This window comes from Streptomyces sp. SID5910, from assembly GCF_009862125.1.
GTDB lineage: Bacteria > Actinomycetota > Actinomycetes > Streptomycetales > Streptomycetaceae > Streptomyces.
In genome coordinates this window covers 1-14,785 of record NZ_WWHX01000282.1, presented here as the reverse complement: position 1 = coordinate 14,785, position 14,785 = coordinate 1, and the positions used below count along the sequence as shown (strand labels likewise).

13 protein-coding genes are annotated in these 14,785 nt (G+C 72.3%); all 13 read right to left on the bottom strand.

Annotated features, from left to right (window positions below):
• Positions 1-263 precede the first annotated feature (263 nt).
• On the bottom strand, positions 264-449 hold the full coding sequence (locus GTW67_RS09695) for a hypothetical protein (protein WP_161164398.1): 186 nt from the start codon (positions 447-449) through the stop codon (positions 264-266).
• A gap of 200 nt (positions 450-649) precedes the next feature.
• On the bottom strand, positions 650-1,231 hold the full coding sequence (locus GTW67_RS09690; protein WP_161164397.1) for a hypothetical protein: 582 nt from the start codon (positions 1,229-1,231) through the stop codon (positions 650-652).
• 35 nt (positions 1,232-1,266) lie between these two features.
• On the bottom strand, positions 1,267-1,842 hold the full coding sequence (locus GTW67_RS09685) for a GNAT family N-acetyltransferase (protein WP_161164396.1): 576 nt from the start codon (positions 1,840-1,842) through the stop codon (positions 1,267-1,269).
• Positions 1,820-4,066: an MMPL family transporter gene (locus tag GTW67_RS09680; RefSeq protein ID WP_161164395.1), complete on the bottom strand. Its 2,247-nt coding sequence runs from the start codon at positions 4,064-4,066 to the stop codon at positions 1,820-1,822. The genes GTW67_RS09685 and GTW67_RS09680 overlap by 23 nt, the downstream gene beginning before the upstream one ends.
• A gap of 239 nt (positions 4,067-4,305) precedes the next feature.
• Positions 4,306-5,817, bottom strand: a complete 1,512-nt coding sequence (gatB, locus tag GTW67_RS09675) for an Asp-tRNA(Asn)/Glu-tRNA(Gln) amidotransferase subunit GatB (protein WP_161164394.1) — start codon at positions 5,815-5,817, stop codon at positions 4,306-4,308.
• 15 nt (positions 5,818-5,832) lie between these two features.
• Positions 5,833-6,075 carry a hypothetical protein gene (locus GTW67_RS09670; RefSeq protein ID WP_161164393.1) on the bottom strand — a complete coding sequence of 81 codons (243 nt, stop codon included), beginning with the start codon at positions 6,073-6,075 and terminating at the stop codon, positions 5,833-5,835.
• A complete protein-coding gene (gatA, locus tag GTW67_RS09665; protein ID WP_161164392.1) occupies positions 6,072-7,565 on the bottom strand; it encodes an Asp-tRNA(Asn)/Glu-tRNA(Gln) amidotransferase subunit GatA in 1,494 nt (497 codons plus the stop codon). The genes GTW67_RS09670 and gatA overlap by 4 nt, the downstream gene beginning before the upstream one ends.
• 5 nt (positions 7,566-7,570) lie before the next feature.
• Complete coding sequence (gene gatC, locus GTW67_RS09660) at positions 7,571-7,867, bottom strand: Asp-tRNA(Asn)/Glu-tRNA(Gln) amidotransferase subunit GatC (protein ID WP_070023066.1); 297 nt, start codon at positions 7,865-7,867, stop codon at positions 7,571-7,573.
• Between the two features lie 81 nt (positions 7,868-7,948).
• A complete protein-coding gene (locus tag GTW67_RS09655) occupies positions 7,949-8,467 on the bottom strand; it encodes a cupin domain-containing protein (RefSeq protein ID WP_161164391.1) in 519 nt (172 codons plus the stop codon).
• A gap of 61 nt (positions 8,468-8,528) precedes the next feature.
• Complete coding sequence (locus GTW67_RS09650) at positions 8,529-8,879, bottom strand: DUF4267 domain-containing protein (protein WP_161164400.1); 351 nt, start codon at positions 8,877-8,879, stop codon at positions 8,529-8,531.
• 84 nt (positions 8,880-8,963) lie between these two features.
• The gene (locus GTW67_RS09645; RefSeq protein WP_161164390.1) at positions 8,964-11,183 is read right to left on the bottom strand and encodes a putative bifunctional diguanylate cyclase/phosphodiesterase; all 2,220 of its coding nucleotides are present in this window, start codon (positions 11,181-11,183) and stop codon (positions 8,964-8,966) included.
• 259 nt (positions 11,184-11,442) lie between these two features.
• Entirely contained in the window at positions 11,443-13,638 is a 2,196-nt protein-coding gene (ligA, locus tag GTW67_RS09640; protein WP_161164389.1) for an NAD-dependent DNA ligase LigA, read from the bottom strand.
• Between the two features lie 15 nt (positions 13,639-13,653).
• On the bottom strand, positions 13,654-14,655 hold the full coding sequence (locus tag GTW67_RS09635; protein WP_161164388.1) for a uroporphyrinogen decarboxylase/cobalamine-independent methonine synthase family protein: 1,002 nt from the start codon (positions 14,653-14,655) through the stop codon (positions 13,654-13,656).
• Between the last annotated feature and the right edge of the window lie 130 nt (positions 14,656-14,785).

The following is a 14,785-nucleotide window of genomic DNA, read 5'->3' as shown; positions in this document are numbered from 1 at the left end:
TTCGCCGCCGAGCAGCAGGGCCTGCGGCTCTCCCCCGGCTCCGGACGCCGGGGCGGTGGCGCCGGCGGCGCGGGCGAGTGAGTCGTGCAAGGTGTCCAGTTCGCCTGCGCGGCCGATGAACACGGGACTGACGGACCTGGTCTCCACGTGCCTGAGCATCGCACGGGGGTCCGACAGTGGGGCACCGGTTTTCGACAGGCGGACGGCGCCCGGAACGACGGCGGGGAGGGAGGCCGTGCGGCCTCCCTCCCCGGTCCGGGCGTTCACGCGACCCGGGCGAACCGGTGCCGGCGCAGCCAGGACGTATGGCTCTCCGCCGGGGCGGTGTCGTGGCGGGCGTCCCGGTGGGCGGCGCGACGGGCGCGGACGGCCTCGCGGGCCAGCCGGGCCTCGTCGGCCTGGCGGATCAGTTCGGCGGTGCGGAGCTGCTGGATCTCGTATTCGTACACGGTGTGTCCCTTGTTCGGAGGCCGGTTTCGCCATCGCTCTCTGCGATGCCTCAACCTTCGTCTCCCAGGGGGGTGGGCCACATCGGGTAAGTGCCGCATCTTCGGTGCCCGCGCGGGGCCTTAGACACGGGTGAGGGGTCTTAGGGCGTGCGCCGGGGGGCGCGCTGATGCCCTAAGACCCCTCAGGGGCCGCGGGGAGGTCAGCCCACGGACGGCACGGCCAGCAACACGTCGGTGTACTTGAGCACGGCGAGGAGCAGGCCGATCACACCCAGCGCGACACCGCCCCAGGAGACCGACTTGATCCACGCGGCCTGCGGCTTGCCGGGCGCGCCGAACGCGGGCCGGACCAGCACCACGACACCGACGATCAGCGCGACCAGGGCGAAGACGCCGCCCCACAGCGCCGTGGCCTGCCAGGCCTCGCCGTAGCCCTTGTCGAGCATGGTCTGGACCTTGGAGGACTGGCTCGTCTCCAGCTGCCCGAAGACCGACTGGCGGGCGGAGGCCACGGTGCCGACCCAGCTGCCGGTGAGCGACACGATGCCCAGCCCGGCGGACACCACGGCGCCGGCGCCCTGGCCGACCCCGGTCGGGCCGGCCTTCGCGGCGGCGCCGGTGTCGGTGTCGGTCTCGGCGTCGTTCTTGTCCACCGCGTGGTCGTCGGCCGCGGTGGCGTCACCGTCCGCGGCCGGGTTCTCGGCGGCCTCGGTCGCGGCCACCTCGTCCGCCTTCTCCAGGTCGGTCGTGCCGGCGGTCTCGTCCACTGTGTTCGTTCCCATGCCTCGCACCGTACGGACGCTCTCTGAGAGGTCCCTTAATGATCGCTGTGAGCGTCCCGCGCGCGTGCCGCACGCCACTCGGGTGCCAGCACCGCCCACACCTCCATGTCCTGACGTGCGCCCCGGTAGGGGAAGCTCTCGCGCAGCACGCCCTCGCGCGTCAGGCCGAGCCGCCGGGCGGCGTTGACGCTGGGGGTGTTCGCGGACGACGCGTGCCACTCCACGCGGTGCATGCCGCGCTCGTCGAACGCCCAGTCGATCAGGACGCGGGCGCCGCGGCTGACGAGGCCCCGGCCGGTGCCGGCGGGCTCCAGCCAGCAGCCGATCTCGCAGACGCCGGTGACCGCGTCGAAGACCCGGAAGAGCAGGCCGCCGACGAGCTTGTCGTCCAGCCACAGCCCGTGCAGGAAGCCGCTGTCGGCGGCGTGCCGGTCGGCGTAGGACTGGAGCAGTTCCCGGGCAGAGTCCACGTCGGTGGCCTTCGCTCCGAAGGGGATGTGCTCGGTGATGAAGTCCCGGCCCCGGTCCAGGTGGGCCAGGAACTCCTCGGCGTGCCAGGTCTCCAGGGGGCGCAGTTCGGCGCCGTCGTCACCCAGTGATATCGCGTACATCGCGCTGCCGTTCCTCCTCCGCGAGGACGTCCGCCACTTCGGCGTCCGTCGCCGCGGCCAGCCTCTCATGGGCGGCACGGCACTCGGGCGGTTCGATGCTGAGGCGGGGCAGCCAGGCGTCCAGCCGGCGCGGCAGCCACCAGTTGGCCTTGCCGAGCAGGTGCATCAGGGCGGGCACCAGGAGCGTGCGGAGCACGAAGGCGTCCAGGGCGACGGCGGCGGCGAGCGCGATGCCGAACATGGCGATCACCCGGTCGCCGCTGAGCACGAAGGCGAGGAACACCGAGATCATGATGACGGCGGCGGAGTTGATCACCCGGCTGGTCTCGGCGAGGCCGACGCGGACGGCCCGCCGGTTGTCGCCGGTCTCCAGCCACTCCTCGTACATGCGGCTGACCAGGAAGACCTGGTAGTCCATGGAGAGCCCGAACAGCACCGACACCATGATCACGGGCAGGAAGGGCTCGATCGGGCCCGCGCTGCCGAGGCCGAGCAGTTCGCTGCCCCAGCCCCACTGGAAGATCGCGACGACGATGCCGAAGGAGGCGGCCACGGCGGCCACGTTCATCGCCGCGGCCTTGAGCGGGATGCCGACGGAGCGGAAGGCCAGCAGGAGCAGCAGGCAGCCGAGGCCCACGACGACGCCGACGAACAGGGGCAGCTTGCCGACGATGACCCCGGCGAAGTCGTCGTAGCCCGCCGTCACCCCGCCGACGTGGACGTCCAGCGAGGTGCCGGTCTCGGCGCGCGGCAGCACCTCGGAGCGCAGCCGCTCGACGAGGTCGCTGGTCGTCCGGGACTGGGGGGCCGACTCGGGCACGACGGCGAGGTAGGCGGTGTCGCCACCGGAGTTGTACGTCACCGGTGTCACCGAGGAGACCCCCTCGGCGGTGCGCAGGGAGGCGTCCAGGTTGTCCAGGGCGAGCCGGTCCTCGGCGCCGCTCACCTTGGTGACCAGGGTGAGGGGGCCGTTCACGCCGGGTCCGAAGCCGTCGGCGAGCAGGTCGTAGGCCTGGCGGGTGGTCGTGCCGCGGGGGTCGTTGCCCTGGTCGGAGGTGCCGAGGCGCAGTCCGAGGGTGGGCAGGGCGAGGACGGTGACGACGATCAGCGCGAGGACGCCGAGCAGCTTGGGGTGGCGCTCGACGAACGCCGACCAGCGGGCGGCGAGCCCGGTCGGCAGCTCGGGTTCGGGCCCGTGCTCGGCGAGTCTGCGCCGTTCGCGTCGGTTCAGCGCGCGCGGGCCGATGTACGACAGCAGGGCCGGCAGCAGCGTCACCGAGGCGGCGACGGTGAGCACGACGGTCAGCGAGGCGGCGATGGCCACGCCGTTGAGGAAGCTGAGCCGGAGGATCAGCATGCCGAGCAGGGCGATGCACACGGTGGCGCCCGCGAAGACGACCGCGCGTCCCGTGGTCGCGACGGCACGGGTGGCGGCCTCGGTGACGGACAGGCCGCGCTTCAGTCCGCGGCGGTGCCGGGTGACGATGAACAGGGCGTAGTCGATGCCCACGCCGAGCCCGATGAGGGTGCCCAGCATGGGCGCGAAGTCGGCGACGGTCATCACGTGGCCGAGGAGGGTGATGCCCGCGTAGGCGGTGCCGACGGAGACCAGTGCCGTGGCGATGGGCAGCAGGGAGGCGGCGAGGGATCCGAAGGCGAGGAACAGCACGACCGCGGCGACGGCCACGCCGACGACCTCGGCGAGGTGGCCGCCGGAGGATTCGGTGAGCGCGACGGCGCTGCCGCCCAGTTCGACCCGGAGGCCGTCGCTCTCGGCGTCCCCGGCGGTGTCGACGACGGCGCGGGCCTGGGCCGGGTCGATGTCCTGGGCGGGGGCGGCGAAGGTGACGGTGGCGTACGCGGTGCGGGCGTTCTCGCTGATCAGGTCCGAGTCGGGGTCGTCGTACGGGTTGGTCACCGAGGCGACGCCGGGCAGCTCGGCGATGCGGTCCAGTGTGCGGGTCATGGTCTGTTCGACGTCGGCCGCGCGGACCGTCCCGGACGTGGTGTGCCAGACGATCGTGTCGCTGTCGCCGGCGAGTTGGGGGAAGCCGGACGCGAGCAGCCGGGAGGCACGGTCGGAGTCGGTGCCGGGCACGCCGTAGTCGTTGGAGTAGGCGGAGCCGGAGACGACCGCGGCCGTGGCGACCCCGCCGAGGGCGAGGAGCCAGAGCAGGACGGCGACGAGGCGGCGTTGGACACACCAGCGTGCGAGGGCTGCCACGAACGTGCTCCCAGGTGTCTGATTGTGGATCTTTGCCCGGGAACCGTCGTTCATGGTGTGAACAGCCCGCAAAGAACGCATGAGCAATGCGAAGCCACTCTTGCAGCCGGACGTGATCATTTGCGGACTTCGTGGCCTTATTCACAAGACCGGGAGACGGTTGCCCGTGCAATCAGGTGAAGCACGCCGAGGGGGACGCACCGTGACCGGTGCGTCCCCCGAGGCGGTGAGAGGCGGCGTCAGCCTTCGACGCCCAGCTTCTGAAGGATCAGCTCCTTGACGCGGGCCGCGTCGGCCTGGCCCCGGGTCGCCTTCATGACCGCGCCGACCAGGGCGCCGGCCGCGGCCACCTTGCCGCCGCGGATCTTGTCGGCGACGCCCGGGTTGCCGGCGATGGCCTCGTCGACGGCGGCGGTCAGCGCGCCCTCGTCGGAGACGACCTTCAGGCCCCGCTTGTCGACGACCTCGTCCGGCGTGCCCTCGCCGGCGAGGACGCCCTCGATGACCTGGCGGGCCAGCTTGTCGTTCAGGTCGCCCTTCGTGACCAGCTCGGTCACCCGGGCCACCTGCTGCGGCGTGATCGCCAGCTCGTCCAGCGACTTCTGGGACTCGTTGGCGCTGCGGGCCAGCTCGCCCATCCACCACTTGCGGGCGGAGGCCGCGTCGGCCCCGGCGTCGATCGTGGCGACGATCGGGTCCAGCGCGCCGGCGTTGAGGATGGCCTGCATCTCGGTGCCGGAGATCCCCCACTCCTCGCGGAGCCGGTTGCGGCGCACGAGCGGCAGCTCGGGCAGGGCGGAGCGGATCTCCTCGACCCACTCGCGCGAGGGCGCCACGGGCACCAGGTCGGGCTCCGGGAAGTACCGGTAGTCCTCGGCCTCCTCCTTCACGCGGCCCGAGGTCGTGGACCCGGTGTCCTCGTGGAAGTGGCGGGTCTCCTGGATGATCGTGCCGCCGTCGTTCAGCACGGCGGCGTGGCGCTGGATCTCGAAGCGGGCGGCGCGCTCGACGGAGCGCAGCGAGTTGACGTTCTTGGTCTCGCTGCGGGTGCCGAACTTCTCGCGGCCGTGCGGACGCAGCGACAGGTTGACGTCGCAGCGCATCTGGCCCATCTCCATGCGCGCCTCGGACACGCCGAGGGCGCGGATGACCTCGCGCAGCTCGCGGACGTAGGCCCGCGCGACCTCGGGGGCGCGCTCGCCCGCTCCCTCGATCGGCTTGGTGACGATCTCGATGAGCGGGATGCCGGCGCGGTTGTAGTCCAGCAGGGAGTGGGACGCGCCGTGGATACGGCCGGTGGCGCCGCCGACGTGCGTCGACTTGCCGGTGTCCTCCTCCATGTGGGCGCGCTCGATCTGGACGCGGAAGGTCTCCCCGTCCTCCAGCTGCACGTCGAGGTAGCCGTCGAAGGCAATCGGCTCGTCGTACTGGGAGGTCTGGAAGTTCTTCGGCATGTCCGGATAGAAGTAGTTCTTCCGGGCGAAACGGCACCACTCGGCGATCGAGCAGTTCAGCGCGAGGCCGATCTTGATCGCGGACTCGACGCCGGTCGCGTTGACGACCGGGAGCGCGCCGGGCATGCCGAGGCAGACCGGGCAGGTCTGGGTGTTCGGGTCGGCGCCGAGCGCCGTCGAACAGCCGCAGAACATCTTGGTCTTGGTGCCGAGTTCGACATGGACCTCAAGGCCCATGACGGGGTCGTACGACGCGAGTGCGTCCTCGTACGACACCAGGTCGGTCGTGGTGGTCACGGTGAAACTTCCCTCTCAGCCCAGCAGGACGTCGTCGTCGCCCAGCCGCTTCAGCTCGCGGTAGAGGATGGCGAGGCCGGTGACGATGGCGGCGGCGGACACGGCGGCGTCGACCAGACGGAGCGTGTCGCTCTCGGTGCGGGCGAGCTTCGCCTGCTTGGCGACGCTGACCGCGCCGAACGCGGTGGTGGCCATGGACAGGTACAGGCCGGACTTGGACTTCTTGAATCCCTTGGCCTTCGACAGTGCCTTGCTCACAGCGACGGAGCCTCCTCGATCAGCGGGTGGCCCCACTTTTCCACGAAGGCGGCCTCGACGGCGGCGCCGACCTTGTAGAGCCGGTCGTCCTTCATGGCGGGGGCGATGATCTGAAGTCCCACCGGCAGGTTGTCCTCGGGGGCGAGGCCGCAGGGCAGCGACATGGCCGCGTTGCCCGCCAGGTTGGTGGGGATGGTGCACAGGTCGGCCAGGTACATCGCCACCGGGTCGTCGGCGCGCTCGCCGATCGCGAAGGCGGTGGTCGGGGTCGTCGGGGAGACGATCACGTCGACCTGCTCGAACGCCTTCTCGAAGTCCCGCGTGATGAGGGTGCGGACCTTCTGGGCGCTGCCGTAGTACGCGTCGTAGTAGCCGGAGCTCAGGGCGTACGTGCCGAGCATGATGCGGCGCTTGACCTCGGGGCCGAAGCCGGCCTCGCGGGTCAGGGAGGTGACCGCCTCGGCGGAGTGCGTGCCGTCGTCGCCGGTCCGCAGGCCGTAGCGCAGGCCGTCGAAGCGGGCGAGGTTGGAGGAGCACTCGGAGGGCGCGATCAGGTAGTACGCGGAGAGCGCGAGGTCGAAGGACGGGCAGTCCAGCTCGACGATCTCGGCGCCCAGTTCCTTCAGCAGCTCGACGGACTCGTCGAAGCGCTGGATGACGCCGGCCTGGTAGCCCTCGCCGCGGAACTGCTTGACGACGCCGACGCGCATGCCCTCGACGCTGCCGCTCAGGGCGGCCTCGACGACGGCGGGGACCGGGGCGTCGATGGAGGTCGAGTCCATCGGGTCGTGCCCGGCGATCACCTCGTGCAGCAGGGCCGCGTCCAGGACCGTGCGGGCGCAGGGGCCGCCCTGGTCGAGGGAGGAGGAGAAGGCCACCATGCCGTAGCGGGAGACGCCGCCGTACGTCGGCTTGACGCCGACCGTGCCGGTGACGGCCGCGGGCTGGCGGATGGAGCCGCCGGTGTCGGTGCCGATGGCGAGCGGGGCCTGGAAGGCGGCGAGGGCCGCGGAGGAGCCGCCGCCGGAGCCGCCGGGGATCTTGGTGAGGTCCCAGGGGTTGCCGGTCGGGCCGTACGCGCTGTTCTCGGTGGAGGACCCCATGGCGAACTCGTCCATGTTGGTCTTGCCGAGGATGACGACGTCGGCGGCCTTGAGCCGCTTGGTGACGGTCGCGTCGTACGGCGGGATCCAGCCCTCCAGGATCTTCGAGCCGACGGTCGTGGGCACGCCCTCGGTGGTGAAGATGTCCTTGAGCGCCAGCGGGACGCCGGCCAGCGGGCCGAGCTTCTCGCCGCGCTCGCGCTTGGCGTCCACGGCACGGGCCTGGGCGAGGGCGCCCTCGCGGTCGACGTGCAGGAAGGCGTGCACCTTCTCGTCGACGGCCTCGATGCGGGCCAGGTGGGCCTCGGTGACCTCGACCGCGGTCAGCTCGCCGGAGGCGATCTTCGCGGCGATCTCGGCCGCGGTGAGCTTGATGATGTCGCTCATGGCGGTTACTCCTCCCCCAGGATCTGCGGCACCTTGAAACGCTGCTGCTCCTGGGCCGGGGCGCCGGAGAGCGCCTGCTCGGGCGTGAGCGACGGACGGACCTCGTCCGCGCGCATGACGTTCGTCAGCGGCAGCGGGTGAGAGGTCGGCGGTACGTCTTGGTCGGCGACCTCGCTGACGCGGGCGACCGCGCCGATGATGTCGTCCAGCTGTCCCGCGAAGTGCTCGAGCTCTTCGGGCTTCAGCTCCAGACGCGCCAGCCGGGCGAGGTGGGCGACCTCCTCGCGCGTGATGCCAGGCATGCAGCGTTCCTCTGGGGTGAGTGCGTGTGTTTCGGGCCGATCGGTTCGGGCCCAATCCTATGGGGCCGCGCCGGGTGGCCGTTAAACGGTTTCCCCCGGTGCCGCCGGGCGCCGCCGCGTGTCCCAGGCGGCGCTGCTCAGGAAGTGGTTGTCGTAGAGGTCCTGGACCTCCAGGAGGCTCTCCCTGGTGACCTCGCCGAGGGCGACGCGCTGGAGGTGGCGGAAGTACTCGAAGCGTTCGACGCCCGGCGTGAGCACGATGAGCAGGTCGGCGTCGGCCCCGGGCACGGCGGCGAAGGCGTGCGGCTTGCCGGGCGGGACGACGACGAGGTCGCCGGGGCCCGCGGTGACGACGTCGTCGCCCGAGAGGATGTCGGCGGCGCCGTCGAGCAGGAAGAACATCTCGGCGGAGTTGTCGTGCCAGTGCGGGGTGGCGCCGGCGGCGCCGTCGGTGAGGGTGACGCGCTGGGTGGACAGGGCGCCGCCGGTCGCGCTGCTGTCGGCCAGCAGGCGCACGGTGGTGGGCGCGCGGCCGACGACCTCGGCGTCGGCGGCGCGGACGATCACGGACTCGTCGGACTTCGGAACGAACAGCGACATGGGTGGACCTCCTGCTGACGGCGGACGGGTTTCGGGTTCCGGGTTCCGGGCGGGGGCGCGTTCAGACCAGGAAGAGCAGGGCCGCGCCGATCAGCACCACGACGGCGGTGGCGAAGTGGATGCCGAAGGCCGTGGCCCTGGTGCCCCCGTTGCGCAGCACTATCAGCGTGTCGGCGAGCGGCACAAGGGCCACGACGAGCAGGAACCACGCCTCGGCGGTGGCACCGGCGAAGGCCAGCAGCGCCAGGCCGACGAGGCCGAAGGTGCCGTCCCGTACGCCCTTGATCGCGAGGTAGGCGCCGGCGTCGCCCTTGGGGTCGGCCGGCACCCCGTAGCCGGTGGCGGCGGGGCCGGGCTGGAACAGGAAGCGGTATCCGAGGAACACGCAGAACAGGTTGAGCACGATGGCCAGGGGGCAAGGAAGGCTGGGGCAAGGAAGCGATCACGACCCTGATGCGCGGTGGCCGCCCCCGGCGCGGCGCCGGGGGCGGCCGGGTCAGTCGTCCGTCGCCGCCACCGGCAGGGCCGCCGCGGGGCGGACCCAGCCCCGCGTGCCGCGAGCCCGGAGCCAGGCCGTGGTCTCCTCGGGCGGCATCGCCGCCGCCACCAGCCAGCCCTGTACGGCGTCGCAGCCCAGGTCGCGCAGGCGCTCCCAGGTCTCGTCGTCCTCGACGCCCTCGGCGACGACCAGCAGGCCGAGGGAGTGCGCGAGGTCGACGGTGCAGCGCACGATCTCGGCGTCCTCGGTGTCGACCGCCAGCCGGGCCACGAACGACCGGTCGATCTTGAGCTCGCTGACCGGGAGCCGGCGCAGGTGCACGAGCGAGGAGTAGCCGGTGCCGAAGTCGTCCAGGGACATCTTCACGCCGTGCGCGGTCAGCCCGGCGAGGGTGTCGGCGGCACGCTGCGGGTCCTCCAGCAGGACGTGCTCCGTGATCTCCAGCTGGAGCGCCCCCGCCGGGACACCGTGCCGGGCCAGCCGCGCGGCGACCGAGCCGGCGAAGCCCGGGGTGTGGACGTCGCGCGGGGAGACGTTGACCGCGACCGGCACGAACAGGCCCTGGGCGCGCCACCGGGCGACCTGTCCGAGCGCCGTCTCCAGCACGTACTCCGTCAGATGGGGCATCAGCCCGGAGGACTCGGCGATCGCGATGAACTCGTCGGGCGGCACGCTGCCGCGCTCGGGGTGCACCCAGCGCACCAGGGCCTCCAGGCCGGCCACCTGCCCGTCGAAGCGGACCTTGGGCTGGTAGTGCAGCCGCACCTCGTGGGCGTCCAGGGCCCGGCGCAGATCGCCCAGCAGCCCCAGCCGGTCCGGGGTGTTGGAGTCCCGCTTGGACTCGTAGACCTCGACGCCCGTGCGGTCCCGCTTCGCCTGGTACATCGCCACGTCCGCCCGGCGCAGCAGCCCTTCGGCGTCCAGCGCGTGGTCGGGGAAGACGGCGACCCCGGCGCTGGCCTCCAGGACGAGGGTGAGCCCGTCCAGGTCGAGCGGTGAGCTGAGCGCGGCGACGAGTCCCCGGGCGACCCGGGTCGCCGAGGTGGTGGAGTCGGCGACCGGCAGCAGGACGGCGAACTCGTCGCCGCCCAGCCGCGCGGCCTCCGCCCCGCGCGGCAGTGCCAGCCGCAGCCGGTCGGCGGTCTGCAACAGCAGCCGGTCACCGGCGAGATGTCCGAGAGTGTCGTTGACCGACCGGAAACGGTCCAGGTCGATCAGCATCAGGGCGGCGCGGACGCCGACCCGTTCGGCGTCGTCCAGCGCGCTCCAGGTCCGCTCCAGCAGCCACTGCCGGTTGGGCAGTCCGGTCAGCGGGTCCCGCAGCTGCTCCTCGGCCCGGGCGCGGGCGATCCACAGCGTGGAGTCGAGGGCGATCAGCGGGATGGAGAACAGCGGCAGCAGCAGCGGCTTGGCGACGGCGACCACGCAGACCAGCGGCGCGATCCCCAGCAGCGCGACGGCCACCAGGCCGTGCCGGACCAGGGCGGTGCGGGCGACGGTGGGCAGTCCGGCGCGCGGGCTGTGCAGATACCACAGCAGGGCGCGGGTGACGGCTAGGTAGGCGACGGCGACCAGCACCACCTTGGGGGCCGCGTACACCCCCCACGTGTCCGGGTCCCAGGGGTGCTCCACGGACGGTACGGAGCCGCAGACCCCCAGCAGCAGCGCCCCCGCGGCGATGCCGAGGATGTCCACCGCGCCGTGCAGGACGCCCTGCCGCCAGCGGCCCCGGCGGGCCACGCCGACCAGGACGACGACGGTGAGGCTGACCATGCCGGCCGGAACCCACCCGTAGAGCAGCAGGACGGCGAGGGTGAGGGCCGCGCCCGAGCCGGTGCCGCCCCACCAGCGGGAGCGGCCGAGCATGACCAGGTGGCCGACGACGATGCCGGCCAGCACGGCGAGGGACCAGCCGGCGGTGCCGGACGGGAAGAGGGCGTGGCCCTCGGCGAACGCCCGGTAGAAACCGGCGCCCAGGACGAGCCCGGCGGCGGCCACGACCGCCATGGGCAACGCGGGCCAGGACGGGTGCCGTTCGGTGTCGGCGCCGGACATCGCGGACGGGCCGGCGGCCGGCGGCGCGGTGCCCGGGGCGTCCGCGGCGGGGTGCCGTGCGCCACCTCCGCGCTGCCCGAGCCACCGGCTCACGTGCCACGTCCCCACCAGGTGACGCAGGCGCAGCCGTGAGCCCGCGGCGGCGCTCTCGGTCGGTTCCATTCCCGTCCCTCTCACAGCCGGCGGTGCCCACGCCACGCGGCCCTGCGCCCGACAACCCTCAACGGCTCCGCGTTGGAGAACCCTTCCCCCTGTTCCTTGGGGCAGGGGGATGCCCCCGACCGCGGCTGGGCACGGCAGGCGCACCCCTCAACAGTAGGCCGCGGAAGGCTTCCAGGGGCACCGGTCGTCGACGGTTGCCCGAATGCGACCCGGCCACCCGTATGCATCTGGTATGCGCCGATCGGGTGGCCTTCAACCGCTATTCCTCGGCCGAAAGCGCGACGCCGGTGGCCGCTTCGGGCCCTTCCGTGAGCAGGACGGCGAAACCGTCCTCGTCCAGGACGGGCACCTTGAGTTGCATCGCCTTGTCGTACTTGGACCCGGGGTTGTCGCCGACCACCACGAACGACGTCTTCTTGGACACCGATCCGGTCACCTTGGCGCCCCGGCTCTGAAGGGCGTCCTTGGCCCCGTCGCGCGTGTGGTTCTCCAGGGTGCCGGTGACGACGACGGTGAGGCCTTCCAGCGGGCGCGGGCCCTCGTCCTCGCCGGTCGACTGCTCCTCCAGCGGGACTCCGGCCGCCTTCCACTTGCGGACGATCTCGCGGTGCCAGTCCTCGGCGAACCACTCCTTGAGGGAGGCGGCGATGATGGGACCGACGCCGTCCGTATTGGCCAGCTCCTCCTCGGTGGCCTGCTCGATGCGGTCGACGGAGCGGAACTGGCGGGCGAGTTCCTGGGCGGCGACCGGGCCGACGTGCCGGATGGAGAGGCCGTTGAGGAAGCGGGCGAGCGGCCGGTTCTTGGCCTCCTCGATGTGCTGGAGCAGCGCGAGGGTGTTCTTCTTCGGCTCGCCCTTCTGGTTGGCGAAGACCGTGACGATCTTCTCCTCGCCGGTCTTGGGGTCGCGTTTGGGCAGCCCGCTGTCCGGGTCGAGGACGTACGCCTTGATGGGCAGCAGCTTCTCGACGGTGAGGTCGAAGAGGTCGCCCTCGTCGACGAGCGGCGGCTCGGCCGGCTCCAGCGGCCGGGTGAGCGCGGCCGCGACGACGCCGCCGAAGTGCTCGATGTCCAGGCACTGCCGGCCGGCGAGGTAGGCGACGCGCTCGCGCAGCTGGGCCGGGCAGGTGCGGGCGTTGGGGCAGCGGAGGTCGATGTCGCCCTCCTTCATGGCCTTCAGCGGCGTCCCGCACTCGGGGCACGCGGCCGGCATGACGAACTCCCGCTCGCTGCCGTCCCGCAGGTCGGCGACGGGGCCGAGGATCTCGGGGATCACGTCACCGGCCTTGCGCAGCACCACCGTGTCGCCGATGAGGACGCCCTTGGCCTTGACGACCTCCTGGTTGTGCAGGGTGGCGAACTCCACCTCGCTGCCGGCCACGGTGACCGGCTCGACCTGCGCGTACGGCGTGACGCGTCCGGTGCGGCCGACGCCCACCTTGATGTCGATGAGCTTGGTGTTGACCTCCTCGGGCGCGTACTTGTAGGCGATGGCCCAGCGCGGGGCGCGCGCGGTGGAGCCGAGGCGGCCCTGGAGGCGGATCTCGTCGAGCTTGACGACGACGCCGTCGATCTCGTGCGCCACGGAGTGCCGGTTCTCGCCGTAGTACGCGATGAACTCCCGTACGCCGTCGAGGCCGTCGACCACCCTGTTGTGCGGGGAGGTGGGCAGGCCCCAGGTGGCCAGCAGGTCGTACGCCTGGGAGAGGCGGGTCATGCCCGTGTAGCCCTCCAGGGCGCCGATGCCGTGGACGACCATGTGCAGCGGCCGGGAGGCGGTGACGCGCGGGTCCTTCTGGCGCAGTGAACCGGCCGCCGCGTTGCGCGGGTTGGCGAAGGGCTTGTCGCCGGCCTCGACCAGCCGCGCGTTGAGCTCCTGGAACTTGTCCATCGGGAAGTAGACCTCGCCGCGGATCTCCACGAGGTCGGGGACCTCGTCGCCCGTGAGGCGCTCGGGGATCTCGGCGATGGTGCGGACGTTGGGCGTGATGTCCTCGCCGGTGCGGCCGTCGCCGCGGGTGGCCGCGCGGACCAGGCGGCCGCGCTCGTAGGTCAGGTTGACGGCGAGTCCGTCGACCTTCAGCTCGCACAGGAAGTGGTACTTCTGCTCGCCCAGCTCCTTGGCGATGCGCTCGGTCCAGGCGGCGAGCTCGTCGTCGTTGAAGGTGTTGTCGAGGGAGAGCATGCGCGAGCGGTGCTCGACGGCCGTGAACTCCGTCTCGTAGGAACCGGAGACCTTCTGGGTCGGCGAGTCCGGGGTGCGCAGCTCCGGATGCTCCTCCTCCAGCGCCTCCAGGGAACGCAGCAGCCGGTCGAACTCCGCGTCGCTGACGACGGGGGCGTCCTTCACGTAGTACCGGAAGCGGTGCTCCTCGATCTGCTCAGCGAGCTGCACGTGCTTCTCGCGCGCCTCGGCGGGCACGCTCGTCGTCTCCGCCTGCTTGTCGCCGGCCACCGTGTCGTCCTCCCGTTACTCTGGGTTGTCCGCGAGGGATCTCGCCGCCCGGACGCAGTGGGCGAGCGCGCGGCGGGCGTACTCGGGGGACGCGCCCGCGAGTCCGCACGACGGGGTGACGGTGACCGCCTCCGGGAGAAGCCCCGGATGCAGCCCCAGCCTGCGCCACAGCGTCCTGACACCCATGACGCTACCGGCAGGGTCTGACAATGGGCCGTCCGTCCCCGGCACGACACCGGCGAACAGCCGGGTGCCGCCCTCCACCGCCTCACCGATCGCGTCGTCGTCACGCTCGGTGAGGAGGGAGAAGTCGAAGGAGATGCCCGCGACGCCGGCCCGGCGCAGCAGGGCGAACGGGACGTCGGGCGCGCAGGAGTGGACGACGACGGGTCCCTCGCCGTGCACGCCGGCGGTGCCCCGGAGGGTCGCCTCCACGGCCTGCCGGTCCACGGCCCGGTGCGTGCGGTAGCCGCTGGCGGTGCGGATCTGTCCGCGCAGCACGGCGGTGAGGGAGGGCTCGTCGAGCTGGAGGACGAGCGTCGCGCCGGGCACGCGGCGCCGGAGTTCGGCGAGGTGCAGGCGCAGGCCCTCGGCGAGGGAGGCGGCGAGGTCGCGGGTGGCGCCGGCGTCCGACAGGACGGCCTCGCCGCCGCGCAGTTCCAGGGCGGCGGCGAGTGTCCAGGGGCCGACGGCCTGGACCTTCAGCGGCCCCTCGTAACCCTGCGTGAACTCCTCCAGCGCGTCGAGGTCCTCCCCCAGCCAGGCCCGGGCCCGCTTGGTGTCCCGGCCCGGGCGGTCGCCGAGGCGCCAGCCGCTGGGCTCCACGCGCGCGTACAGCTCGACGAGCAGGCCGGCGGTGCGGCCGATCATGTCGGCGCCGGGGCCGCGGGCGGGGAGCTCGGGGAGGTACGGGAAGTCCTCGAAGGTGCCGGTGACGGTCTTGACGGCCTCTCGGGCGTCCTGGCCCGGCATGCTGCCGATGCCGGTGGCGGGGCCGAAGCGGGGGTTGTCGTTCACGAGAGGAAGCGTACGCAGGGGCTTGGGGAGGTTGTTCGCCCCCGCCGCCCCTTCCCGTCCCGACCCGGGGGCTGCCGCCCCCGGACCCCCGCTTTCGGCCTGAACGGCCTCGTCCTCAAACGCCGGACGG